We start from the raw sequence: 23668 nt of genomic DNA on the forward strand, positions 1-23668 counted from the left end.
CTGAAGAAGACTTTCCGACAGCAACAAGCATGCGCTTTCAAAAACTCGTTCAATTGTCGGGGGCCGTGGTGCTCTCTGTGCTTTCGCTCAGTGCGGCCCATGCGGCGACCGGCGGTGAGCCCGCTGTCGTCGTGCAGGTCGATATCGCACCGTGCCTCGCGGCAGGCGCGGCGGACGACATGGACAAGGCGACCTCCGCCTGCGCCGCCGTCATCGACAATGAGAAGACGGCCAAGGCGGACCTGGTCAAGGCGCTGATCGCGCGCGGCGCGCTTTATGCACGGCACGACGAGATCGATCGTGCGATCGCCGACGACAGCCGTGCTCTTTTACTCGACGCCACGCTGGCGGACGTTTTCAACGCGCGGGGCGAGCTCTGGCTGAAAAAGGGCGACAAGCCCAAGGCGGTGCAGGATTTCGGCGCGGCGCTGAAGATCGATCCGAACCACGAGAAGGCCAAGGCCAATCACAAGGCGATTGCGCGCGAACTCGAACGGATCGGCGCGCAGATGGCTGTCGCCGGCAAGCCCAGCTTTAATTGCAGGAGCGCGGGCCGCGCCGTGGAGAAGGCAATCTGCGGAAATCGCGAGCTCGCCGATCTCGATCGCGAGATCTTTGCGTCGAACGCCCGCGTAATCAGGGAAGCGCGCAACGCAGCCGAGGCCAAGGCGCTCCAGCGCGAGCAGGACGATTTTGTTGCCCGCCGAAATGCAGGGTTCGCCCGGCCGGGCTACGATCTGAAGAAGGTGATGCAGGAGCGGCTGCAACGGATCAACGGGGTCGATGGGTATTGAGGGGATCTTTCGCCTCGTGAGAAGTCGTCATGCCCGGGCAAGCGCGGCCATGACGGTGTGGACGGGTCCGAATTGAACCCATCCCTTCCCCGCCGCGACAATGGTGAACACCTGATGTCACGGAGCCTACGCCATGTGCGGCATGTATCCTTCCGCGCAAATGTCCCCGTTTGCCAGAACATCGCTTCGCGCCGTCCTCTTCGGCGCTGCGATGAGCCTTGTCCTTGCCGCGCCGGCCTCAGCCGGCACCGATTGTGTGATGGGCAGCAAGGCCACTCCCGCTGAGCTGATCCCGGCATGCAGCGCCATCATCGATCAGGCCACAAATCCATCGTCCGATCGCGCCGCGGCGCTGCTGGTTCGTGCCGATGCCAATGCGCGGACCTCGGGCGGCCTCACGCAGGCCTTGCGCGACATCGACCGTGCCATTGCGCTCGACGGCAAGAATGCAAAAGCCTGGCGCCTGCGCGGCGACCTCTTGCGTGAGGCCGGCGGCGATCTCAGCCGCGCGGCGGCCGATCTCAGCAAGGCGATCGAGCTCGATCCGCAGGATGCTGAGGCCTATAAACTGCGCGGCGTGGTCTACACCAACCAGCGCCGGCTCGACCGGGCGCTGGCCGATTACGACCAGGCGATCAAGCTGAAGGGCGATGATGCGCAGGCCTGGTCGGACCGCGGCGTGACCTATTATCTCAGCGGCGACAACGAAAAGGCGATCCGCGATCTCAGCGAGGCGCTCCGGCTCGACCCGAACCGGGCGCGCAGCTATACCAATCGCGGCGCTGCCTACAAGAAGCTCGGTCAGTTCGACAAGTCCGTCGCCGATGACGGCGAGGCGATCAGGCTCGATCCGAAGGTGCCGGAATATTACGACAATCGCGGCCTGTCGCTGGCGGCGATGGGCGAGTACGACAGGGCGATTGCCGATTACGACCAGGCGCTGCGGCTGGCGCCAAGGCCGAACTTCTTCACCAACCGCGGCGATTCCTATCATCTCAAGGGAGAATTGGGGGCGGCGCTGAGCGACTACGAAGCCGCGCTGAAGCTCGATCCGAACTTCGCGCAGACCTACAACAACCGCGCCGTGCTCTACAAGAAAATGGGCGAGCGCAAGAAGGCGCTGGCCGATTACGAGACCGCGTTGAAGCTCGATCCCGGCAATGACAACGCGACAGCCGGCCGCCACACCATGATCGCGGAGATCGCGAAATTCGGCGATGAGCCGCTGCGTCCACTCGCGGCGAATTCCGGCAACGGCCCGTCCTTCGATTGCGCGACGGCGAAGCGCGAGGTCGAGAAGGTGATCTGCGCCGATCCGCAACTGGGCGTGCTCGACCGCCAGATCGCCGAGACCTACGAGCGCGTGCTGAAGGTGGTGAGCAAGCGATCGGCCGGCGATTTGCGCAAGACCCAGCGCGATTTCCTCACCACCCGCAACGCCAGCTTTGGCCGTCCTGGCTATGATCTGAGGAAGGTCATGCAGGACCGGCTGCAGCGGCTGAATGCGATGGAGAGCTAAGCACCGTTCTTTTCAGCTTGAACCGCGGCCCGTTCCCGGGAAAATAGCCGTCAAACAAGGCCGGTCCTTGATCCCTGTCATGGCGGGACGCTCGTCCCGTCGGTCAGTTCAGGGCCAGGCCAATACAGGGAACGGGAGCGCGGGAATGAACAGCCAGGGAAAGAGTCGCTATCACGAGGTCCATGCGCGCTCGCTGGCCGATCCCCAGGGTTTCTGGGCTGAGGCGGCGACGGAGATCGACTGGATCGAGCCGCCGAAGACAATCTTCGATGCTGCGCAAGGCGTCTATGGGCGCTGGTTCACCGGCGGCGTCGTCAACACCTGCTACAATGCGCTCGATCGTCATGTCGAACGCGGCCGCGCCGACCAGGTCGCGCTGATCCATGATTCGCCGCTGGCGAACAGCGTCACCAAGTTCACCTATGCCGAGCTTCTGGCCGAGGTGCAGGCACTTGCCGCCATCATGCAGGATTTCGGCGTCGCCAAGGGCGACCGCGTCATCCTCTATATGCCGATGGTGCCGGAGGCGGTGGTTGCGATGCTTGCCTGCGCGCGGATCGGCGCGGTGCACTCGGTGGTGTTCGGCGGCTTTGCCGCGAAGGAGCTCGCCACCCGCATCGACGATGCCCAGCCGAAGCTCATCCTGTCCGCGAGCTGCGGCATCGAGCCCGGCCGCATCGTGCAGTACAAGCCGCTGCTCGATGAAGCGATCAGGCTCGCGGGCGTGAAGCCGAAGGCCTGCATCGTGCTGCAGCGTCCGCAGCTCATCTGCGACCTCGCGCCCGGCCGTGACTATGATTGGGCGGGCTTGCGCCGCAAGGCGATGAACGATGGCAAGAAGGCTCCTTGCGTGCCGGTCGCCGCCACCGATCCGCTCTACATCCTCTACACATCAGGGACCACGGGCATTCCCAAGGGCGTCGTACGCGACAATGGTGGTCATCTCGTCGCGGTGAAATGGTCGATGTTCAACCTCTATGGCGTCAAGCCGGGCGAGGTGTGGTGGTGCGGCTCCGACATCGGTTGGGTCGTCGGCCACAGCTACATCGTCTACGGCCCGCTGCTGCATGGCGCGACCTCGATCATGTACGAGGGCAAGCCGATCGGCACGCCCGATGCGGGCGCGTTCTGGCGCGTCATCAGCGAGCACAAGACAGTCGCGTTCTTCACCGCCCCGACCGCGTTCCGCGCGATCCGGAAAGAGGATCCGGAAGGCAAATTCATCCGGCAATACGACCTCTCCAGATTCCGCACGCTGTTCCTCGCCGGCGAGCGCGCCGATCCGCCGACGGTGGAATGGGCGGAGCAGCAATTGAAAGTGCCTGTCATCGATCATTGGTGGCAGACCGAGACCGGCTGGTGCATCGCCGGAAATCCGGTCGGCCTCGGCATGCTGCCGGTGAAACACGGCTCGCCGACGGTTCCGATGCCGGGCTACCAGGTCGACGTGGTGGATGAAGCGGCAAGGCCCGTCGGTCCCAACATCATGGGCTCGATCGTCATCAAGCTGCCGATGCCGCCGGGCTGCCTGCCGACGCTGTGGAATCAGGATGCGCGGTTCAAGGAAGCCTATCTCAGCGAATTCCCCGGCTATTACAAAACCTCCGACGCCGGCTACAAGGATGAGGACGGCTATGTCTTCGTCATGGGCCGCACCGATGACATCATCAACGTCGCCGGCCACAGGCTCTCGACCGGCGGCATGGAGGAGATACTCGCCTCACATCCCGACGTCGCCGAATGCGCCGTGCTCGGCGTCAAGGACGCGATCAAGGGCGAGGTGCCCTGCGGCTTCCTGGTGCTGAAGTCCGGCGTGAAGCGCCCGCCCGCCGAGATCGAAAAGGAGATCGTCGCACTGGTGCGCGACCGGCTCGGTCCCGTCGCCGCCTTCAAGCTCGCCATCACCGTTGGCCGCCTGCCCAAGACGCGCTCCGGCAAGATTTTGCGCGGCACCATCAAGAAGATCGCAGACGGCGAGGCCTGGACCATGCCGGCGACGATCGAGGACCCCAAGGTGCTGGACGAGATCGGCGAGGCGCTGAAGGGGAGGGTGTGAGGCAATCTCCGCTGTCATTCCCCGCCTTCGCTGGGAATGACAGCGAGTGGGGAACGGCCTCCAGGGACTTACAATCTCCTCATTCCGCGCTAAACAGGGCCGGCCAACAAGGGACTCTCGATGCCGCTTTCCGTCGCGCCGCGCCTGCTTGCTGCCTTAGCTCTCGTCATCGCGCTCTCCGCCTGCTCGGCGCGCTACCAGACCCCGGTGGCGATGGGCGGCGACGATGACGACGCGGTGTGCCAGAGCCGCGGCTACGCGCCGGGCTCGCCCGAATACGTGGCCTGCCGCAAGGACCGCGACGTTCAGCGCAATGCCGCGGTCGCCCGCTCCGACCGCCGCCAGCGCGACCTCGGCGAGTACATGCTGAACCATCCCGATCGGCCGTGATGTCAGGTGCGGCATTATCCTGCCGCGGCACATCTGCAACATCCTGCCGCGGCACATCTGCAACGCTTCATCCAAATCGTGGCGCGCCTGTCCTGATTTGATCGGCGTCAAATCCTTCATCGTCCCCTTTCTGCTCTGACGCTGATGTCGCGCAACGAAGCGCGCCTGTGGCTGAAGGGGATTGATATGGACGGAACGATGAGAAATTTGGCGCGGATCGCGACGGTCGGCGCGATGCTCGCGGGGGCTTTTGGCTCAGTGCAGGCAGCCGATTTGCCTGTTTACAAGAAGGCGCCACCGCCGGCAGAAGCCTTCAATCCGTGGATGGTACGTCTGCGTGTGCTCGGCGTATTGCCGGACGCCGGCGGCTCCGCCGTCAGTGTCACGGGCGTGCCCTCGCTGTCGTCGCCGAATTCCGGCCTGTCGATCAGCGACCATGTCGTGCCCGAGCTCGACATCAGCTATTTCTTCACCAGGAACATCGCGGCCGAGCTGATCCTGGGTGTAACGCGGCATTCGATCAGCGGCACCGGCTCGCTCGCCAACCTGCCGATCGGCAAGACCACGCTGCTGCCGCCGACGCTGACCTTGCAATACCACTTCGACAATTTCGGCGCGTTCAAGCCGTATATCGGCGCCGGCGTGAACTACACTGTGTTCTTCAACAATTCGGCTGCGAATTCACCGGCCGCCATCGTCGACCCGCCTGCGATCGTTGCGACCACCAGCAGCCTGCACGTCAGCAACGCCTGGGGCGGCGCCGTGCAGTTCGGCTTCGACTACATGCTCGACCGGCACTGGGGTCTCAACGTCGACGTCAAGAAGCTCTGGCTGCGGCCGGATTACAGCGCGACCGTCTCAGGTCTGCCGGTCACCGGCACTGCCCATATCGATCCGTGGCTGGTCGGCGGCGGCGTGACCTACAAGTTCTGACACAAAACAAAAACGCGGCAGGTTTCCCTGCCGCGTTTTGATTGCGTCCAAGAGCGAACGAAGAGCGGAGTCTTACTCCTCCTCTTCATCCTGCTTCTTGCCGCCGAGCGTCTTGAGCTTGGCGAAGACGGCGTCGACATTGAGGTCGTCGTTCGATCGCTCGGCTGGCTCGAACTCGTCCTTCTTGGTGGTCTCGGAGGCGGGCAGCAGGGTCGCGCCGCCATAGGCCGTGTCGATCGGCTTTTCCTTGGCCGCACGGGCCACTTCGAAATCGAGCTCGATCTGTGAGCAGAGGCCGAGGGTCACGGGGTCGATCGGGGTCAGCTGGGAGGTGTTCCAGTGGGTGCGGTCGCGGACGCTGGCGATCGTGCTCTTGGTGGTGCCGACCAGGCGCATGACCTGGGCGTCCTTGAGCTCCGGATGGCTGCGCAGCAGCCAGAGGATGGCGCTCGGTCGCTCGTGGCGGCGGGAGACCGGGGTGTAGCGCGGGCCCTTGCGCTTGGGCTGCGGCGGCAGGATCACCTTGCTCTCCTGGAGACGGAGCCGGTAGTCCGGGTTCTTCTCGCCCTTCTCGATTTCCTCGCGGGTCAACTGACCGTTGGAGAGGGGGTCCATGCCCTTGATGCCCTGGGCAGCGTCGCCGTCGGCGATCGCGTGCACCTCGAGGGGATGCATTTTGGTGAAATCGGCGACCTGGTCGAAGGTCAGCGCGGTGTTGTCGAGCAGCCAAACGGCGGTCGCCTTGGGCATCAGCGGTGCGTTGCTCATGGCAAATCTCCTTTGTGCTTCGCCCACCCTTTGGGGCGAAACCGGTGGTCATCAGCGATGACAGGGAATTTCGCTATATAAGCCGGGAGGGGGTAGCCACGCAATGGTTCTGCTATAGATAGTGCCTTGACAGAGGTCGAAAGGGGGCCCAATTCCCTTAAAAGCCCTGTAAGCTCGTACTTAGCCCTTTCCATCCATCGACCGCCCCCGCCAGAAGGCGAAACGGGTGATTCGGTCCCGAGATCGCTCAATGTCAGCCAAACCAGACCTCAAGATCGTGCTTTGTTCTCCCCGCGGCTTCTGCGCCGGGGTGGTCCGGGCGATCGACACCGTGGAACGGGCGCTCGATAAATACGGCGCCCCCGTCTATGTTCGCCATGAGATTGTGCACAACAAGTACGTCGTCGATGGGTTGAAAAAGAAGGGCGCGATCTTCGTCGAGGAGCTCGCCGAAATCCCGGCAAATACCACCGCGCCGGTGGTGTTCTCGGCCCATGGCGTGCCGAAATCGGTTCCGGCCGACGCCACGTCCCGCAATCTGTTTTCGCTGGATGCGACCTGCCCGCTGGTGACCAAGGTGCACCGCGAGGCCGCGATCCACTTCAAGCGCGGCCGCGAGATCTTCCTGATCGGCCACTCGCATCATCCGGAAGTGGTCGGCACGGTCGGCCAGCTTCCGGTCGGCGCCGTGACCCTGATAGAGACCGCCGAGGACGCCAAGACCATCGCGCCGAAGGACCCGAACAACCTGGCCTTCGTGACCCAGACCACGCTGTCGATCGACGACACCGCGGAGATCGTGGCGCTGCTCAAGCAGCGCTTCCCGAACATCAACGGGCCGCACAAGGAAGACATCTGCTACGCCACCACCAACCGCCAGCTCGCGGTGAAGAAGGTGGCGCCGGTGGTGGACGCGCTCATCGTTGTCGGTGCTCCCAATTCGTCGAACTCGCAGCGTCTGCGCGAGGTCGCCGAGCGCGAGGGCTGCGGGATCGCGGTGCTGGCGCAGCGCGCCACCGACATCGACTGGACGAGGTTCGGCAACATCAGGAGCCTCGGTATCACCGCGGGCGCATCCGCGCCGGAAGTGATCGTCGAGGAGATCATGGACGCGTTCGCCGAGCGCTACACGCTGCATGTGGAAACGGTCTCGGCCGCGGAAGAGAACGAGTTCTTCCCGCTGCCGCGTCAGGTGCGCCCCGAAGCCGCCGCCGAGTAGACTTTTATGGCGGTCTACACCGACGTTGCCGCCGACGAGCTTGCGGATTTCTTGAAGCAATACGATATCGGCGAGCTGCTCTCCTACAAGGGCATCGCCGAGGGCGTCGAAAACACCAACTTCCTGCTGCACACCAGCAAAGGGTCGTTCATCCTCACGCTCTACGAGAAGCGCGTGGCGAAGAACGATCTGCCGTTCTTCCTGGCGCTGATGACGCATCTTGCCGAGCACGGCATCAATTGCCCGTTGCCGGTAAAGGGAAGCGACGGCGAGGCGCTGCGCGAGCTGTCGGGACGCCCCGCCGCGATCATCACCTTTCTCGAAGGCGTCTGGCCGCGCAAGCCCAACGCGACCCATTGCGCCGGCGTCGGCGAGGGGCTGGCCCGGATGCATCTGGCCGGCGCGAACTTTGCGATCAAGCGTGCGAACGCGCTTTCGGTTGCGGGCTGGCGGCCGCTGTTCGATGCTGCGTCAGCACGGGCCGACGAAGTCCAGCCGGGCCTACGCGCATTCCTCGCAGCCGAGCTCGACTATCTCTCTGGCGGCGTCTGGCCGAACGATCTGCCCGAGGGCGTGATCCACGCCGACCTCTTCAACGACAACGTCTTCTTCCTCGGCGACAAGCTGTCGGGGATCATCGACTTCACCTTCGCCTGCAACGACATGCTGGCCTATGACGTCGCAATCTGCCTCAACGCCTGGTGTTTCGAGCCGGATCACTCCTTCAACGTCACCAAGGCGCGCGCTTTCCTCAACGCCTACGGCCGGGTGCGCAAGCTGAGCGAAGTCGAAGAGGCCGCGCTGCCGCTGCTGGCGCGTGGTGCTGCGATCCGCTTCCTGCTGACGCGGCTGGTCGACTGGCTCAACGTGCCGGAGGGTGCGCTGGTCAAGCCGAAGGATCCGCTGGAGTATTTTCGCAAGCTGCGCTTCCACCAGAGCGTTTCCAGCGTGCGCGATTACGGGCTGATGCCGTCAGGACTGGTCGCGTGAGCGAGCTTCCCAATGTCACGATCTATACCGATGGCGCCTGCTCGGGAAATCCCGGGCCGGGCGGTTGGGGCGCCATCCTGAAGTTCGGCGACAAGGAAAAAGAGCTGAACGGCGGCGAACGCCACACCACCAACAACCAGATGGAGTTGATGGCGGCGATCTCCGCGCTCGAAGCGCTGAAAAAGCCGTGCACCGTCGATCTCTACACCGACAGCCAGTATGTGCGTCAGGGCATCACCAGCTGGATCCACGGCTGGAAGCGCAACGGCTGGCGCACCGCCGACAAGAAGCCGGTGAAGAATGTCGAGCTATGGCAGCGCCTCGACGCCGCGCTGAAAGCGCATGACGTGCGCTGGCACTGGGTCAAGGGCCACGCCGGCCATCCGGAGAACGAGCGGGCGGATCAGCTGGCACGTGATGGCGTCGCGATGGCGCGGACGCAGCAGAGGGTGGCGAAGTAGGGCGACGCGCTATCGGCGTCGCCCGGTTTCGTAGGGTGGGCAAAGCGAAGCGTGCCCACCACTTCTTCTAAATCGAGAAAAGATGGTGGGCACGGCGCTGACGCGCCTTTGCCCACCCTACGGCACTTCCCGCTTCGAAGGAGTCGGCGCCTAAAGCTTACAGCTGCCCGAGCAGCGTATCGCCGCCGGAGACCTCGACCTTGCCGGGCATCGCTTCGAGGTTCAGCTTCTTGACCACGCCGTCCTCGACCAGCATCGAATAGCGCTTGGAGCGGATGCCGAGGCCGTTGCCGGAGGCGTCGAGCTCCATGCCGATCGCCTTGGCGAAGTCGGCATTGCCGTCGGCCAGGAAGATGGCCTCGTCGCGCTGGTCGGTGTCGCGCTTCCAGGCGTTCATGACGAAGGCGTCGTTGACGGAGACGATCGCGATGGTATCGACGCCCTTGTCCTTCATGGCATAGGCGTTGAGGAAGATGCTCGGCAGGTGCATCTTGTGGCAGGTGCCGGTGTAGGCGCCGGGCACCGCGAACAGCGCCACCTTCTTGCCCTTGAAGATATCGTCGGTGGTCTTCACCTGCGGGCCTTCCGCCGTCATCACGCGGAATTTCGCCTCGGGCAGCTTTTCGCCAGTCTGGATCGCCATCGTCAGTCTCCCTGGAATTCGGTCCCGCTTTGTAGACCGTGCGGCCGGGCGGCACAATATTGCCGGAGAGGGAAGCAGTAGGGGCCTCCGCCCTTCACCGTTATGTCATCAGCCCGCAAAACCGCCTTCGTCGAGGTAGGCCTGCTCCTCCTCGGTGCTGTCGCGGCCGAGAAGGCGATTGCGGTGGGGGAAGCGGCCGAACCGCCGGATGATATCGGCGTGCTCCCGGGCGTATTTCAGGTTTTCCGTATTATCGGTGCCTTGAAACAGCGCGACGCAATGCAGCTGGTCGGGCAGGTGCTCGGAATGCATGAAGGGCATGTAGAGAAATTCGAGCAGGACCGGATCGATCCTGCGATCCGCGCCCCGCTCGACGGCGCGGCGGGCGACGTCGCGTGCCAGCGCGTCGCTGGCAAACGCTTGCGGCGTGCCGCGGAACATGTTGCGGGGAAACTGGTCGAGCACGATGACGAGCGCGAGCGCGCCGTCGTCGCTTGCCTCCCAGGATGCCAGCTCGCCGGCGGCCGCCTTCTGCCACAGCGCAAGAAAGCGGCGCCTGACCTCCGCGTCGAACGCGCCGCTGTGCTCGTACCAGCGCTCGCGGCCGGCTTCGCGCCAAAAGGCGAGAATACCGGCCGGCGTGATGTCGCCGATTTCAGTCATGCATCAACGGCTCAGCTTAAGCCGCCTGAGCCTTCTTCTCGTCGCGAAGCTCACGGCGCAGGATCTTGCCGACATTGGTCTTGGGCAGATCGGTGCGGAATTCGATCTGCTTCGGCACCTTGTAGCCGGTGAGCTGCTCGCGGCAGAATTTGACCACATCGTCCGCTGCAAGGTTCGGGTCCTTTTTGACCACGAACGCCTTCACCGCCTCGCCGGACCCACTGTCGGGAACGCCGATCACGGCGCATTCGAGCACGCCTGGATGGCTCGCGATCACTTCCTCGATCTCGTTCGGATAGACGTTGAAGCCGGAGACCAGGATCATGTCCTTCTTGCGGTCGACGATCTTGGTGTAGCCGGTCTCGTCCATGATGCCGATGTCGCCGGTGCGGAAATAGCCGTCGGCGGTCATTACCTTCGCGGTCTCCTCCGGCCTGTTCCAATAGCCCGACATCACCTGCGGACCCTTGGCGCAGATCTCGCCGGGCTGGCCGAGCGGCACCTCGTTGCCGTCATCGTCGCGGATCGAGATCCAGGTCGACGGCACGGGGATGCCGATGGTGCCGTTGAACTCGGGATTGGTCGTGGTGTTGCAGGTCAGCGTCGGCGAGGTCTCCGACAGGCCGTATCCCTCCGCGATCGAGCAGCCCGTGATCGCCTTCCACTGCTCGGCGACGGGCCGCTGCACAGCCATGCCGCCGCCATTCGAGATCTTCAGCTTGGAGAAGTCGAGCTTCTTGAAATCGGGATGGTGCATCAGGCCGTTGTAGAGCGTGTTCACGGCCGGGAAGTTGTTGACCTGGTACTTCGCAAGCTCCTTGATGAAGCCGGCGATGTCGCGGGGATTGGGGATCAGCAGATTGCAGCCGCCAGCGCGCACCGCGAGCAGGTAGCAGGCCGTCAGCGCGAAGATGTGATAGAGCGGCAGTGCGCAGACGATCAGGAGCTGGTCGACATGCGGAGGTGCTGCCATCGCAGGCTGAAGCCATGCGTCGTTCTGCAACACGTTGGCGACGATGTTGCGATGGAGCAGGGTGGCGCCCTTGGAGACGCCGGTGGTGCCGCCGGTATATTGCAGGAAAGCGACATCGCCGGGCGAGAGCTTCGGCTTGTTGAAGGCCAGAGAGCGACCGGCTGATATCGCATCGTTGAAGGACACTGCGCCCGGCAGCGACCAGGCCGGCACCATCTTCTTCACGCGGCGCACGACGAGATTGACGATCACGCCCTTGAAGCCGAGCAGGTCGCCCATGCTGCCGACAATGACGTGCTTGACCTGCGTCTTCGCGATCACCTGCTCGACGGTGTGGGCAAAGTTCTCCAGCACGATGACGGCTTCGGCACCGGAATCCTTGAGCTGATGCTCGAGCTCGCGCGGGGTGTAGAGCGGATTGACGTTGACGACCGCGAAGCCGGCGCGCAGCACGGCGGCGGTCGCGACCGGATATTGCAGTACGTTCGGCATCATGATGGCGACACGGGCGCCGCGTTGCAGGCCACGGCCTTGCAGGTAGGAAGCGAGCGCCAGCGACATCTGATCGAGATCGCGATAGCTGATCGACTTGTCCATGCAGATGAACGCCTTGCGGTCGGCAAACTTGGAGAAGCTCTCCTCCAAGAGGTCGACCAGCGATGCGTATTGGGTCGGCTCGATGTCAGCAGGCACGCCGGGCGGATATTGCTTGAGCCAGATGCGCTCCATGGAAAACTCCCCTCATTTGCCAGAGCCCGTTGTGTCTCGGGCTTGCCTCATTGCCTGCAGTATCGAGCCTGCCGGAACGGGTGGCAAGCTGTCGAGGCTTAAGACAAAGGTCCGGGAGTGGCTACTGGAATCGTCGCAAACCGCGCTCCCGCAAGTGCGAAGCGCGGGCGATGCTTTAATTCCGAGGGGCGTTAACTGTTGTTGGCCGGCTTGGCTGCAACAGGCTTGGTCGCGGCCTTCGGCTTGGCGGGCTTCGCAGGCTGATCGGCGCTTACCGCAGGCTTCGCTGCCGCATCAGGCTTGGCCGCGGCGTGCTTTGTGCCGGCCGGTTTGGCTGCGGTCTTCGCATCAGGCTTGGTACCAGATTTGGCGGCATCCGGCTTCGCCGCCGCCGTCTTGGCACCCGCGTCTTTGGGTTTGTCGGCGGCGTCGGGCTTCTTGGCGACGCGCGACTTCTTGCCACGCGGTTTGGCTGTCGTCTGCTGGTCGGCATCGGCTGCGACCGCGGCGATCAGGGCGGTGCCGGTGCGGGTCGGGCCGGTATAGACCAGCACGGGTTCGGCCGCCGCAGCCGCCGTGGCCATCAGTTCGGAGGCCTTCATCAGCGGTGGCTGCAGGCCGGCCGTGAAGAAGGTGACCTGGGCTTCGCCGCCAGTGGCGGAGGCCGATCCGGACGTGCCGCCATTGGTGGCGATCAGCGCATCGTCATCGTCGCTGGCCGGCCGCTTGCGATGGCCGCCGCACATGTCCTCGCGCAAATTCGGCGGCGAGGCGTCGACCGGCACCAGCTTGTCGACGGTCCCGAGCGAGGGGCGGAGCCAGGTGAGATTGTCTTGGGCGAAGCCGCGCTCGAGCAGCTGCGCCGCCTTCACCGCGCGCGCGGTGCCGGAATTGGCGCCGAGCACCACGGCGATCAGCCGTCGGCCGTTGCGCGTGGCGGAGGCGACGAGATTATAGCCGGAGGCACAGATGAAGCCGGTCTTGAAACCGTCGGCGCCGGGATAGCGGCCGATCAGCTTGTTGAAATTACCGGTGACGCGCTTGCCGAAGCGGATCGCCGGGATGTGTACGAAATATTCGTATTCCGGCAGGTCGCGCAGGAACGAGCGGGCGAGAATGCCAAGGTCGCGCGCGGACGTGATTTGGCCGTCGGCGGGCAGGCCGTTCGGATTGACGTAGCTCGTCTGCGTCATGCCGAGCTTTTGTGCGGTATCGTTCATCATCGCGGAGAAGCCGTCGATCGAGCCGCCGACGCCTTCGGCAAGCACCACGGCCATGTCGTTCGCCGACTTGACCATCATCATCTTCAGCGCGTTGTCGACGGTGAGCTGTGTTCCCGGACGGAACCCCATCTTCGATGGCGATTGCGAGGCGGCGGTCGGCGACACCGTGATCAGCGTGTCGAGCGTGAGCTTGCCGTCCTTCACCGCCTTCAGCGTCACATAGGCGGTCATGATCTTGGTGACCGACGCGGGATACCACGGGATGGTCGCGTTCTCCGCCTGCAACACCTTGCCGCTATCAGCTTCGATCAGCAGCAGCGCTTCGGCACTCGCCGCGCGCGGCGCGAGCAATGCGGCGCATGCGAGGGACGCAGCGAACAGGTTGAACAGCGATTTGCGAAGCAGCGGACGAAGGGCGTGCACTATCCGATTCCGGTCCTTGGAGATCCGCCTGATACGGTCGGTTCTCGTGATCTGATGTTCGGTTCTGAAATCCGGCGCCGCCGCTTGCGGCGTCGCAAACCTATACCGGCTCTTGCGTCGAGAATAGGGGCATCAGCCGGGTATTCCGCAATGAAGTAGGCCGAATTTCGACGGCCGTACGGGGACTTGCTAGGGGGATTTGACGGCTGTCGCAGCAGCCTCGGCTGCCGTCACACTGGCCCGTGTCGTCTCCTGAACCATGAACTGGGCCCTGGCGAGCTCGGCGAAATGGCCGCCTTTGGCCACGAGTTCATCGAAAGTTCCGCTTTCGATCACGCGCCCGTTCTCGAACACCAGAATTCGCGTGGCGTTGCGGATGGTGGAGAGGCGGTGGGCGATCACGAAAGTGGTGCGGCCCTTCATCACTTCGTCGAGAGCGGCATTCACCTTGGTCTCGGTCACGGCGTCGAGTGCGCTGGTGGCCTCGTCCAGGATCAGGAGCGGCGGATCCTTCAGCAGCGCGCGGGCGATCGACAGCCGCTGTCGCTCGCCGCCGGACAGCATGCGGCCACGCTCGCCGGCATTGGTACTGAAGCCGCCGCTGCGCTCGATGAAGTCAAGCGCCTGCGCACGCTCCGCGGCCTTGCGCATCTCGGCCTCCGTCGCATCCGGCTTGCCGACGCGCAGGTTCTCCTCGATCGAGCGGTTGAACAGCAGTGCTTCCTGGAACACGACGCCGATGTTCCGCCGCAGCGAGGTCAGCGTCACGCCGCGCACGTCCATGCCATCGATCCTGATGAAGCCGGATTGCGGGTCGAAGGCGCGGTGCAGCAGCGCGATCGCGGTCGATTTGCCGGCGCCGGTCGGACCGACCAGCGCGATGGTCTGGCCGGGCAGCGCGGTGAAGGAGAGATCCTCGATCGCCGGTCGCTTGCCGTCATAGGAGAAAGTGACGTCGTTGAACTCGACGAGGCCTGACAGCCGGCCGGCATCGATCGCGTCGGGCCGGTCGTGCACCGCGGGCACGGCGTCGAGCACGTTGAAGAACTCGCGCAGGCGCGGCGCTTCCATGAACACGTTGTTGATGAAGCTCACGACCTGCTCGAGCTTCTGAATCAGCATCGTCGCAAAGCTCACGAACATCACGATCTCGCCGACCGAAGTGAGCCCCTGATCGTGCAGGGCGATGCCGAGCGAAAAGATCGCGAGCACCGTGATGGTGGTGGAAGCGCGCGTGATGACGGTGACGAGCGCCCACCAGGACAGTACCGGCATCTGCGCGGCCAGCAGATCGTCGGCGATGGAGCGCAGTCCCTTCACCTCGGATTCGACGCGCACGAAGCTCTGCACCAGCGCGACGTTGCCGAGCGCGTCGGAGGCGCGGGCGGAGAGCTCGCTGTATTGTTCCTCGACCTCCATCTGCATGCCGAAGGTCTTGCGCACCACGAACGTCGTCAGCACCGTGAAGACGATGCAGAGCACGAACAGCAGGATCGCCATCCGCCAGTTCAGATAGAGCGACAGCGGCAGCAGCACCACGACCGACAGGATCGCGGCGAAATGCTCGCGGAAGAAGCCGAGCCAGAGCCGCCACAGCGCATCGGTGCCGTTGAGCATGACCTTCATCAACCGGCCCGAATGGGTGCCGGAGTGGAAGGTGAGCGGCAGTTGCAGAATGTGTTCGAAATAGTCCGTCAGCACCGCCTGGCGCTGGCGGTGGGAGAGCCGGTCCGCCTGCAAGGCCACGATTGCGCTACAGGCGATGGTGAACAGCCCGAACGCCACCCAGGCTATCAGGAACGGCCAGGCCGAGCTGGAGCCTGCCACCGTCTTGCCGGAGAGCACGTCGACGATCCGGCCGAACAGCACGGGTTCCGCGAACTGCGAGGCCGCCAGCAGCAGATTGGCGACAGCGAGCAGCCAGCCGAGCCGCGCCTCCTTGCCGAGCAGCTCGAGAACGCGGGTGTAAAGGCTGAAGATGGACATGCGGGCGAAGAACCGTGAGGAGGTCGTCAGTCAACCAGTTGAATGGCTGTAAGACTACACTGGTGTGGACGGCTCAGGCCACCTTCAAGGTGGGGATATGACTGACGTCCACCGTCTGTTCTGCGTGCCAGGTGTCGTGGGCCGCCTGCATCCGGACCCAGATTCCGGCCCCGCCTCCAAACAGCTTTCCGACGCGGACCGCCACCTCCGGAGACAGCGGCTTCTTCTCCTCCATGATGTCGTGAAGGTGCTGCCGCGAGATGCCCAACAGGCGCGCGATCTCGACCTTGGTCTTGCCCGAGGCCGGCAGCATGTCCTCGCGAAGCACCGCGCCAGGATGAACGGGACAGCGCCGGGGATTTCTCTTGGCAGTGTATTCGACCATGGCAGCTCCACGCCGAGACAGTCCCGGCTCGGTGTTAGTGATATTGCTCGAAATCGACCCGATGGGCGTCACCATTCTCGAATTCGAAGGTGATGCACCAGGGTCCATTCACATGGACCGTGTACCTGGCCGGCTTGCCGTGCAGACGATGGAAGTCGAAGCCGAGCACATTCATGTCCTCGGAAAGCGTGGCGCTGTCGAGTTGATCGAGCCGCCGCAGGATTCTGGCGTGCATCTTTGAATCGATCTTCGCTGTCTTTCCCTTGGACCAGAGATCGCCAAGAGCCTTGTTCCGGAAGGATTTTATCAAGGTGTCGCCAAAATCCGATTCCGCGGCAATGTAAGCTATTTGCTTACGAAAGTCAAGGTCGGATGCTCAGTTGATCAACCGCGCCGCGACCGGCGGCAGGAACCGGCTATCGAAAATATCGGCCGCCGCAGGCCTCTTGCGGAATTTGAAGTCCTGCGCGATCTGGTCGATCGCGCGCTCCAGGCGCGCCGGGTCGATGCCGCCGAGGCCGCTGCGTTTGACCTCGTCGGTCAGGATGTTGTCGACGAGCACGGTGCGCAGGCGCTCCAGCTCGAGATCGCGGTCGCCATCGTCGATGCGGCTTGCGGCTTCGTCTGCCGCCCGCGCCGGCTCTTTGACTGTCGCGTTGATGCCGGCGATCAGCGCGCGGACGAATCCCTTCACCGCTTCCGGCTTGGCCGCGGCGAACGCGGGATTGGCTACCACGGCAAAGCCATAGGCTTCGCAGCCATAATCGGCATAGCGCAGCACGACGAGATCGCTGCCGGGCACGCCGCGGTCGCGCAGGTTCACCGCGGAGAGATAGCTGAAGCCGGCGACGGCATCGACTTGCCCTGCGGACAGGATCGGCTCGCGGACCGCGGCGCTGATCTTGTGGAATTTTATGCGGGAGGCGTTGATGCCGTTCTGCTGGGCCAGCGCCGGCCACAGCCGCATCGACAGATCGCTGTCGGCAACGCCGACCGTCTTGCCGTCGAGATCGGGCAGCAGGTGGATGCCGCGGCTTCTGCGCGCGACGATTGCGTAGGGCGCGCGGTTGAACAGCACGAACACCGCCTTGACCGGCGCAGCTTCGTCCTTGTCGCGAAAACGAATCAGCTCGTTGATGTCGACGAGCGCAAGCTCGCTGTCGCCCTTGGCAACACGTGCGAGCGCTTCCGGCGATCCGGCCGCGCTGTTGAATGACACGTTGAGGCGCTCGGTGCCGAAGCTGCCGTCCTTCGCGGCAAGGAAGAATGGCGCCATGCTCGCATCAATCGGGCGGTCGAAGGTGAAGTGGATCGCGGCGGAGGGCGCGGCGGTCTCGGCCGCTGCGGCATCGCGCGAAGTCAACGCGGCAAGCGCGATTGCGAGGACCAGCAGGAGGGCCAGCAGGCCGCGAAGTACGATCGTTCTGAGTCCTGACATCGGTGGCGCCGGTCCCGCATTGCTGTGGTTTCGTGACGCTCGCAGCGCCGGCCGGCAGCGAACCTGCGCGCGCCAATATGAACGGCGGATGAGCAGCGGTTGCGGCATGATCACGCAACCCCGTTCAGCTTCTGTTGGGGTTGGGGAACCCAACATGCGATGCGGGTGTTTGAAAGACATGAGCCTGTCGTCAACCACCAATCGAGGTCCCAAGGAGGGTCCAGGACATGTTTGACAGATCTTCGAAGTTTGCCGGCCGCAAGACCGTTCTCGCCACCGCCGCGGTGCTGGCGCTGACCGCGGTCGCTCCGACGGCCTCCCACGCCGGCGGCCGCCACTGGCATGGCGGTGGTGGCGGCGCAGCTGCTGCCGCGGCCTTTGCCGGCATCATCGGCACTGGCCTTGCGATCGCCGCGACCCGCAACGCCTACGCCTATGATGACGGTCCCTATTATGGCCGTCCTACCTATTACAGCGGCCCGACCTACTATGGTGGCGGCCCCTATTACGGTCCGGGCCCGAATTACGAGTATCATCGCTTTGGCGGCACGGCCCCGTCCGAGGCCTGCGGCCAAGGCTACATGACCAACTGCTACTAGCTTCGGCTAGCAAGTCTTGACCATAACCGGCCGTCGCGCTTGCCGCGGCGGCCTGTTTTTGCTCTTGCTGCCGCACGTTAACGCGCTCGCCATTGGTTTGGAGTAGTTTTCAGCACCATGAGTGATTCGCTTGAGCGGCTATATCTGGCTGTGCTCGCGGCCAGAGACCTTGATCCGGCAACATCGCGTACCGCCCGGTTGTTTCAGCGTGGGCCATCCAAAATGGCGAAAAAGCTGGCTGAAGAGGCCATCGAAGTCGTCATCGACGCGGTCAACGGCGATAGCCAAGCGGTGATCCGGGAGAGCGCCGACCTTCTCTATAATCTCACCGTGCTCTGGGCCTCGGCCGGCGTGCGTCCCGAGGACGTCTGGCGCGAGATGGCGCGGCGTGAGGACATGCTCGGAATTGCCGAGAAGCTGCCGAAGTCTTCGATGAAGCTGCCCAAAGTTGCGTCACCGCGCGTCGCCGCGAGGCGGCCAATTGTCGCGATCGAGGGCCGCGTGGCGCGCAAACGCCACTAGAAACGTCACAGAACGCTCAAAAACTCGCGATGGACAAATCCGTCCCATGGTGCTTCATCGCGGCGCCATGCTGAAACGTATCTACGATTGGTGCATCGACGCCGCTCACAAGCCCTACGCGCTCTGGATCCTGGGTGCCGTGGCTTTCGCAGAAAGCTCTTTCTTTCCCGTCCCCCCGGACGTGATGCTGATCCCGATGTCACTGGCGCGCCCGCAGCGCGCCTGGCTCTATGCAATGGTCTGTACCGTCACATCGGTGCTCGGCGGCCTCCTGGGCTACGCCATCGGCGCGCTGCTGTTTGACTCGGTCGGCCACTGGCTGATCCAGGTCTATGGCCTCGGCGACAAGGTCGATGCCTTCCGCGCCTCCTATGCGGAGTGGGGCGCGGTGATCATCCTGCTCAAGGGCCTGACGCCGATCCCCTACAAGCTCGTCACCATTACCTCGGGCTTTGCCGGCTACAATCTCGTCCTGTTCATCCTGTGCTCAATCGTTGCGCGCGGCGGACGTTTCTTCATCGTCGCGATCCTGCTCAATCGTTATGGCGACTGGATCCGCGTCCGGATGGAGAAGCACCTCGGCCTCGTGGTGGCGGTCGGTGCCGCCGTGCTGGTGCTTGGCTTCGTCGTCGCAATCAAGTTGATCTAGGGCGCGCGGCGCTTTGCCGCTGCGCCGGCTTCGGCTACGGTTGCCGTCATGATGGTTCAATCCGGCAATCCGGCGATGCGGCTGGGGACGCTGATTTTCGCGACGATCTCGCTCCTGCTCGGTGCTGGCGGGACCGGATGGCCGCAATCCGCGCCGCCAACGCTCGGCTTGCAGGAGCAGGGGCCGCAGGCGGCGCCACCGCCCTCGACGCCCGCTCCTTCGGCGGCGGCGCGCGAGGACAGTCCCGGGCTGATCAACGAAATGGGCAAGCTGTTCGACAAGCTGCCCTCGATCCTGCCGCCGATCAAAAGCCCCAGCGAGACCATGAACGACCTGTCGCGGCTGGCCAAGCCCGCCAGCATGGCCTCGGGCCGCGTGGCCTGTCCGGTCTCGTCCAACGGTGCTCCCGACTGCAAGCAAGCCGCCGACCAGCTCTGCCAGAGCAAGGGCTATAAGGAAGGCAAGAGCCTGAACGCCGACTCTGCCGAGAAATGCTCGGCCAAGGTTTTGATTCCGGGCAGGCAACGTAAGCCCGACGACTGCCGCACCGACACTTTCGTGACCAGCGCGCTGTGCCAGAACTGACGTGATGGCCTGCGCGCGAGCAACCAAGGAGCGCCTATGAGCCGCACGGAGCAGGACTTCCTCGGACAGCGTGAGATCGCCGACGACATCTATTACGGCGTCCAGACCATCCGGGGGAAGGAGAACTTCCACATCACCGGCATTCCGATGAACCAGGAGCCTTACTTCGTGAAGGCGCTTGGTTACGTCAAGAAGGCCGCCGCCATGGCCAACCGCAACCTCGGTGCTGTCGACACCAAAGTGGCGGACGCGATCATCCTCGGCTGCGACCGGGTCATCGCTGGCGACATGATGGATCAGTTCGTCACCGACTTCATCCAGGGCGGCGCCGGCACCTCCACCAACATGAACGCCAACGAGGTGATCGCCAATCTCGCGCTGGAGGCGCTCGGCTTCGCGAAGGGCGATTACCAGCACGTCAGCCCCAACGATCACGTCAACTATGGCCAGTCGACCAACGACACCTATCCGACCGCCTTCCGGCTGGCGCTGATCCTGCGGCTCGAAAGCTACATGACGGCGCTGCGCCAGCTCCAGGAGGCCTTTTTCACCAAGGGCCGCGAGTTCGAGCGCGTGCTGAAGATGGGCCGCACCCATCTCCAGGACGCGGTGCCGATGTCACTCGGCGCCGAATTCCGCGGATGGGGCACCACGATCGGCGAGGAGGTCGACCGCCTTTCGGAGGCGCGTGCGCTGCTGCGCGAGATCAATCTCGGCGCCACCGCGATCGGCACCTCCGTCACCGCGGCGCACGGTTATCCGAAGCTCGCGGTCCGGCATCTGAGCGCGCTGACCGGCGTCGACTTCATTCTCGCCGGCGATCTCGTCGAAGCGACGTCGGATACCGGCGCCTATGTGCAATTGTCCGGTGTGCTCAAGCGCACCGCGAGCAAGCTGACAAAAATCTGCAACGACATTCGCCTGCTGGCCTCCGGCCCGCGCGCCGGCTTCAACGAGATCAATTTGCCGCAATTGCAGCCGGGCTCCTCCATCATGCCGGGCAAGGTCAATCCGGTGATCCCCGAAGTCGTCAACCAGACCAGCTTCCTCGTCATCGGGCTCGACACCACCGTGACGCTGGCAGCAAGTGCTGGCCAGCTCCAGCTCAACGTGATGGAGCCGGTGATCTCGTTCGCGCTGTTCTTCTCGATCCGCACCATGGAGCGGGCCGTCAACAGCCTGCGCGAGAATTGCGTGCTCGGCATCACCGCCAACGAGGAGCACACCCGCAACATGGTGCTGAATTCGCTCGGCATCGTCACCGTGCTGAAGCCGCTGCTGGGCTACAAGCAATGCGCCGAGATCGCGCGCGAGGGCTACAAGAGCGGCAAGTCGCTGCACCAGATCGTCGTCGTCGAGCGCAAGTTGCTGACGCAGGAGAAGTGGGACGAGATGTTCTCGTTCGAGCGGCTGATCAATCCGGATCTGATCGCGTAGGCGCTGCTCTCTCCACCCGTCATTCCGGGGCGACGCGTAGCGTCGAGCTCGGAATGACAGAGGAAGGAATTCCGCTGCTTGGAATTGCGGTGACGGCATCCGCCGCGGCGGCAAAACGCAATACTTGACAGTGGAAAGATTGCCTTGTTGGTATGGCTCCCAACTTCAGTTTGACCGCCTACAGAGGATCGCTCCGCAATGTCCATGCCTGCCTTGTTCAAAGGGCGCCTGTCGATCCCCGTGATCGGCTCGCCGCTCTTCATCATCTCGGTGCCCGATCTCGTGATCGCGCAGTGCAAGGCGGGTGTGGTCGGCTCGTTTCCGTCGTTGAACGCGCGGCCGCCGGAGCTGCTTGACGAGTGGCTGGCGCGGATCACCGAAGAGCTCGCGGCCTATGACCGCGCGCATCCCGACAAGCCGTCGGCGCCGTTCGCGGTCAACCAGATCGTGCACAAGTCGAACAACCGGCTCGACCACGACATGCAGCTTTGCGCCAAGTACAAGGTACCGATGGTGATCTCCTCGCTCGGCGCGCGCGAGGAGCTGAATCAGGCGGTGCATGGCTGGGGTGGCATCGTCTTCCACGACGTGATCAATCAGAAGTTTGCGCACAAGGCGATCGAGAAGGGGGCCGACGGCCTGATCCTCGTCGCCGCTGGTGCAGGCGGCCATGCCGGCACCATCTCGCCGCTCGCCTTCGTCGCAGAAACGCGAAAATGGTTTGACGGCCCGATCGCGCTGTCGGGCGCCATTGGCAACGGCAAGGCGATCCGGGCTGCGCGCATTCTCGGCGCCGACTTCGCCTATATCGGCTCGGCTTTCATCGCGACGAAGGAAGCCAATGCTGTCGAGACGTACAAGGAGATGATCGCGGGCTCGACGGCCGACGACATCGTCTATTCCAATCTCTTCACTGGCGTGCACGGCAATTATCTGAAGCCGTCGATCCTCGCCGCCGGCATGGATCCGGAAAATCTGCCGACCTCCGACCCGTCCAAGATGAACTTCGGCACCGATGCCTCCGGCGAGCGCGCCAAGCCGAAGGCCTGGAAGGAAATCTGGGGCTCCGGCCAGGGTATCGGCAGCGTCGAGGGAATCGTGCCCGCCGCCGAGATGATCGCGCGCTTCAAGAAGGAATACGACGAGGCGATCGATCCGCCGTTGTGATGGCTCTCGCAATGACCACCATCTATCGCGTCGACGGCAACAGCGTCGTCACCAGCCCTGATGCCGCCGGCCCCTGGGACCGGCGCATGCAGCACGGCTCGGCGCCAGCATCGCTGGTGACGTGGGCGGCCGAGCGGATTCCGACGCCCGTGCCGATGAACATCGCGCGCGTCACCATCGACCTGATGCGTCCGGTGCCGGTGGCGCCGCTCACGATTGAGAGCAAGGTCCTGCGCGAGGGCCGGAAGATCCAGCTCTGTGAAATCAAGCTGCTCGCCGACGGCGTGCAGGTCGTCGGCGCGACCGTGCTCAAGATCAAGGCTCAGGCGCTGCCGCTGCCGGATGACGTCAAGGAATTGCCGGTTACGTTGCCGTCGCCCGAGGATTCACTGGTCGAGGACGGCCACGCCGCCACCAGTCCGTTCGTGCGATCGGTCTCGATGCGCGCCGCACGCGGCCGCTTTGGCCGGGCAGGCGCCGGTGCGATCTGGTTTCGCGTCGACCATCCCTTGATCGAGGGCGAAGCGATCTCGCAGGCCATGCGCGCAGTCGTCGCCGCCGACTTCTCCAACGGCACCGCCTCGACGCTCGACTTCCGTGCCTGGACCTACATCAACGCCGACCTCACCGTGAATTTTTCGCGTCAGCCAGTCGGCGAGTGGATTTTGCTCGACGGCGAATCCTGGATCGGCCCCGACGGTGCGGGCCTCGCGATGTCACGGCTGGCCGATCGGCGAGGATACTTCGGCCGCGCGGTTCAGAGCCTGGTGATCGAGAAGCGGTGAGCGTGGTGGCAAGCGCCGTGATTGCGCCTTGGATCGATTGAACGGCAGGCTTCCGCCGCCGCGGAAGGGATGCAAGGTCGTGTTCGACCAGGGCATCCTGCCAGTTCAAATTCCGTAGAAGATCTTGATCTCCCACAGCACCACGATAATGGCCGTGATCAACGTGACCGCGGCGACTGCACTTTCCAGGGAAGCGACTCTCATTTCTTACTCCGCTTCCCAGCCCCATCAGCGGTCTAGTTGATTCCCCGATTCGCCTGCAATCGCGCGAGCATCGCGGGCCTGCACTCCGTTGCGCGCTGTGGTGCCGGGGCCACAACCGAACCGTAAA

24 protein-coding genes are annotated in these 23668 nt (G+C 63.9%); 15 read left to right on the plus strand and 9 right to left on the minus strand.

Annotated features, from left to right (window positions below; all coding sequences use genetic code 11):
* Window positions 1-29 precede the first annotated feature (29 nt).
* From IVB29_RS14575 to IVB29_RS14595, 5 genes are all read left to right on the plus strand, one after another.
* The gene (locus IVB29_RS14575) at window positions 30-794 is read left to right on the plus strand and encodes a tetratricopeptide repeat protein (RefSeq protein WP_247504048.1); all 765 of its coding nucleotides are present in this window, start codon (window positions 30-32) and stop codon (window positions 792-794) included.
* Between the two features lie 133 nt (window positions 795-927).
* The gene (locus tag IVB29_RS14580; protein WP_247504049.1) at window positions 928-2313 is read left to right on the plus strand and encodes a tetratricopeptide repeat protein; all 1386 of its coding nucleotides are present in this window, start codon (window positions 928-930) and stop codon (window positions 2311-2313) included.
* A gap of 145 nt (window positions 2314-2458) precedes the next feature.
* A complete protein-coding gene (locus IVB29_RS14585) occupies window positions 2459-4369 on the plus strand; it encodes a propionyl-CoA synthetase (RefSeq protein WP_247504050.1) in 1911 nt (636 codons plus the stop codon).
* 120 nt (window positions 4370-4489) lie between these two features.
* Window positions 4490-4759, plus strand: a complete 270-nt coding sequence (locus IVB29_RS14590) for a hypothetical protein (RefSeq protein ID WP_247504051.1) — start codon at window positions 4490-4492, stop codon at window positions 4757-4759.
* Window positions 4760-4945: 186 nt separating this feature from the next.
* Window positions 4946-5692 carry an OmpW family outer membrane protein gene (locus IVB29_RS14595; RefSeq protein ID WP_247504052.1) on the plus strand — a complete coding sequence of 249 codons (747 nt, stop codon included), beginning with the start codon at window positions 4946-4948 and terminating at the stop codon, window positions 5690-5692.
* 72 nt (window positions 5693-5764) lie between these two features.
* On the opposite strand, the gene IVB29_RS14600 is transcribed toward IVB29_RS14595, so the two are convergent.
* The gene (locus IVB29_RS14600; RefSeq protein WP_247504053.1) at window positions 5765-6460 is read right to left on the minus strand and encodes a cell cycle transcriptional regulator TrcR; all 696 of its coding nucleotides are present in this window, start codon (window positions 6458-6460) and stop codon (window positions 5765-5767) included.
* A gap of 250 nt (window positions 6461-6710) precedes the next feature.
* Between IVB29_RS14600 and ispH the strand changes: the two genes are divergently transcribed.
* The 3 genes from ispH to rnhA are packed head-to-tail and all read left to right on the plus strand — an operon-like array spanning window position 6711 to window position 9130.
* Window positions 6711-7679, plus strand: coding sequence for a 4-hydroxy-3-methylbut-2-enyl diphosphate reductase (ispH, locus tag IVB29_RS14605; RefSeq protein ID WP_247504054.1), 969 nt, complete (start codon window positions 6711-6713; stop codon window positions 7677-7679).
* 6 nt (window positions 7680-7685) lie between these two features.
* A complete protein-coding gene (locus IVB29_RS14610; protein WP_247504055.1) occupies window positions 7686-8669 on the plus strand; it encodes a homoserine kinase in 984 nt (327 codons plus the stop codon).
* Window positions 8666-9130, plus strand: coding sequence for a ribonuclease HI (rnhA, locus tag IVB29_RS14615; protein ID WP_247504056.1), 465 nt, complete (start codon window positions 8666-8668; stop codon window positions 9128-9130). The genes IVB29_RS14610 and rnhA overlap by 4 nt, the downstream gene beginning before the upstream one ends.
* Window positions 9131-9287: 157 nt before the next feature.
* On the opposite strand, the gene IVB29_RS14620 is transcribed toward rnhA, so the two are convergent.
* The 8 genes from IVB29_RS14620 to IVB29_RS14655 form a co-directional block, all read right to left on the minus strand.
* Window positions 9288-9773 carry a peroxiredoxin gene (locus IVB29_RS14620; protein ID WP_247504057.1) on the minus strand — a complete coding sequence of 162 codons (486 nt, stop codon included), beginning with the start codon at window positions 9771-9773 and terminating at the stop codon, window positions 9288-9290.
* Window positions 9774-9881: 108 nt separating this feature from the next.
* Window positions 9882-10436: a DUF924 family protein gene (locus IVB29_RS14625; protein WP_247504058.1), complete on the minus strand. Its 555-nt coding sequence runs from the start codon at window positions 10434-10436 to the stop codon at window positions 9882-9884.
* Window positions 10437-10452: 16 nt separating this feature from the next.
* Window positions 10453-12138, minus strand: coding sequence for a long-chain fatty acid--CoA ligase (locus IVB29_RS14630; protein WP_247504059.1), 1686 nt, complete (start codon window positions 12136-12138; stop codon window positions 10453-10455).
* 191 nt (window positions 12139-12329) lie between these two features.
* Window positions 12330-13784, minus strand: coding sequence for a D-alanyl-D-alanine carboxypeptidase family protein (locus IVB29_RS14635; protein ID WP_247504060.1), 1455 nt, complete (start codon window positions 13782-13784; stop codon window positions 12330-12332).
* 189 nt (window positions 13785-13973) lie between these two features.
* A complete protein-coding gene (locus IVB29_RS14640) occupies window positions 13974-15770 on the minus strand; it encodes a glucan ABC transporter ATP-binding protein/ permease (protein ID WP_247504061.1) in 1797 nt (598 codons plus the stop codon).
* A 73-nt stretch (window positions 15771-15843) separates the two neighbouring features.
* A complete protein-coding gene (locus tag IVB29_RS14645; protein ID WP_247504062.1) occupies window positions 15844-16155 on the minus strand; it encodes a HigA family addiction module antitoxin in 312 nt (103 codons plus the stop codon).
* 34 nt (window positions 16156-16189) lie between these two features.
* Window positions 16190-16465 (minus strand): type II toxin-antitoxin system RelE/ParE family toxin, encoded by a 276-nt coding sequence (locus tag IVB29_RS14650; RefSeq protein WP_247504063.1) that lies wholly within the window; start codon window positions 16463-16465, stop codon window positions 16190-16192.
* Window positions 16466-16531: 66 nt separating this feature from the next.
* Entirely contained in the window at window positions 16532-17593 is a 1062-nt protein-coding gene (locus tag IVB29_RS14655; RefSeq protein ID WP_247504064.1) for an ABC transporter substrate-binding protein, read from the minus strand.
* A 227-nt stretch (window positions 17594-17820) separates the two neighbouring features.
* Between IVB29_RS14655 and IVB29_RS14660 the strand changes: the two genes are divergently transcribed.
* The 7 genes from IVB29_RS14660 (at window position 17821) to IVB29_RS14690 (ending at window position 23337) form a co-directional block, all read left to right on the plus strand.
* Entirely contained in the window at window positions 17821-18192 is a 372-nt protein-coding gene (locus tag IVB29_RS14660; protein ID WP_247504065.1) for a hypothetical protein, read from the plus strand.
* A 117-nt stretch (window positions 18193-18309) separates the two neighbouring features.
* On the plus strand, window positions 18310-18714 hold the full coding sequence (gene hisE / locus IVB29_RS14665) for a phosphoribosyl-ATP diphosphatase (RefSeq protein ID WP_247504066.1): 405 nt from the start codon (window positions 18310-18312) through the stop codon (window positions 18712-18714).
* A gap of 46 nt (window positions 18715-18760) precedes the next feature.
* Window positions 18761-19363, plus strand: a complete 603-nt coding sequence (locus IVB29_RS14670) for a YqaA family protein (protein ID WP_247504067.1) — start codon at window positions 18761-18763, stop codon at window positions 19361-19363.
* Window positions 19364-19411: 48 nt separating this feature from the next.
* Entirely contained in the window at window positions 19412-19948 is a 537-nt protein-coding gene (locus IVB29_RS14675) for a hypothetical protein (RefSeq protein WP_247504068.1), read from the plus strand.
* 36 nt (window positions 19949-19984) lie between these two features.
* Entirely contained in the window at window positions 19985-21385 is a 1401-nt protein-coding gene (locus IVB29_RS14680) for an aspartate ammonia-lyase (RefSeq protein ID WP_247504069.1), read from the plus strand.
* A gap of 198 nt (window positions 21386-21583) precedes the next feature.
* The gene (locus IVB29_RS14685) at window positions 21584-22552 is read left to right on the plus strand and encodes a nitronate monooxygenase family protein (RefSeq protein WP_129271064.1); all 969 of its coding nucleotides are present in this window, start codon (window positions 21584-21586) and stop codon (window positions 22550-22552) included.
* An 11-nt stretch (window positions 22553-22563) separates the two neighbouring features.
* Complete coding sequence (locus tag IVB29_RS14690) at window positions 22564-23337, plus strand: thioesterase family protein (protein ID WP_247504070.1); 774 nt, start codon at window positions 22564-22566, stop codon at window positions 23335-23337.
* The last annotated feature ends 331 nt before the right edge of the window (window positions 23338-23668 follow it).

Source organism: Bradyrhizobium sp. 1, from assembly GCF_023073315.1.
Taxonomy (GTDB): domain Bacteria; phylum Pseudomonadota; class Alphaproteobacteria; order Rhizobiales; family Xanthobacteraceae; genus Bradyrhizobium.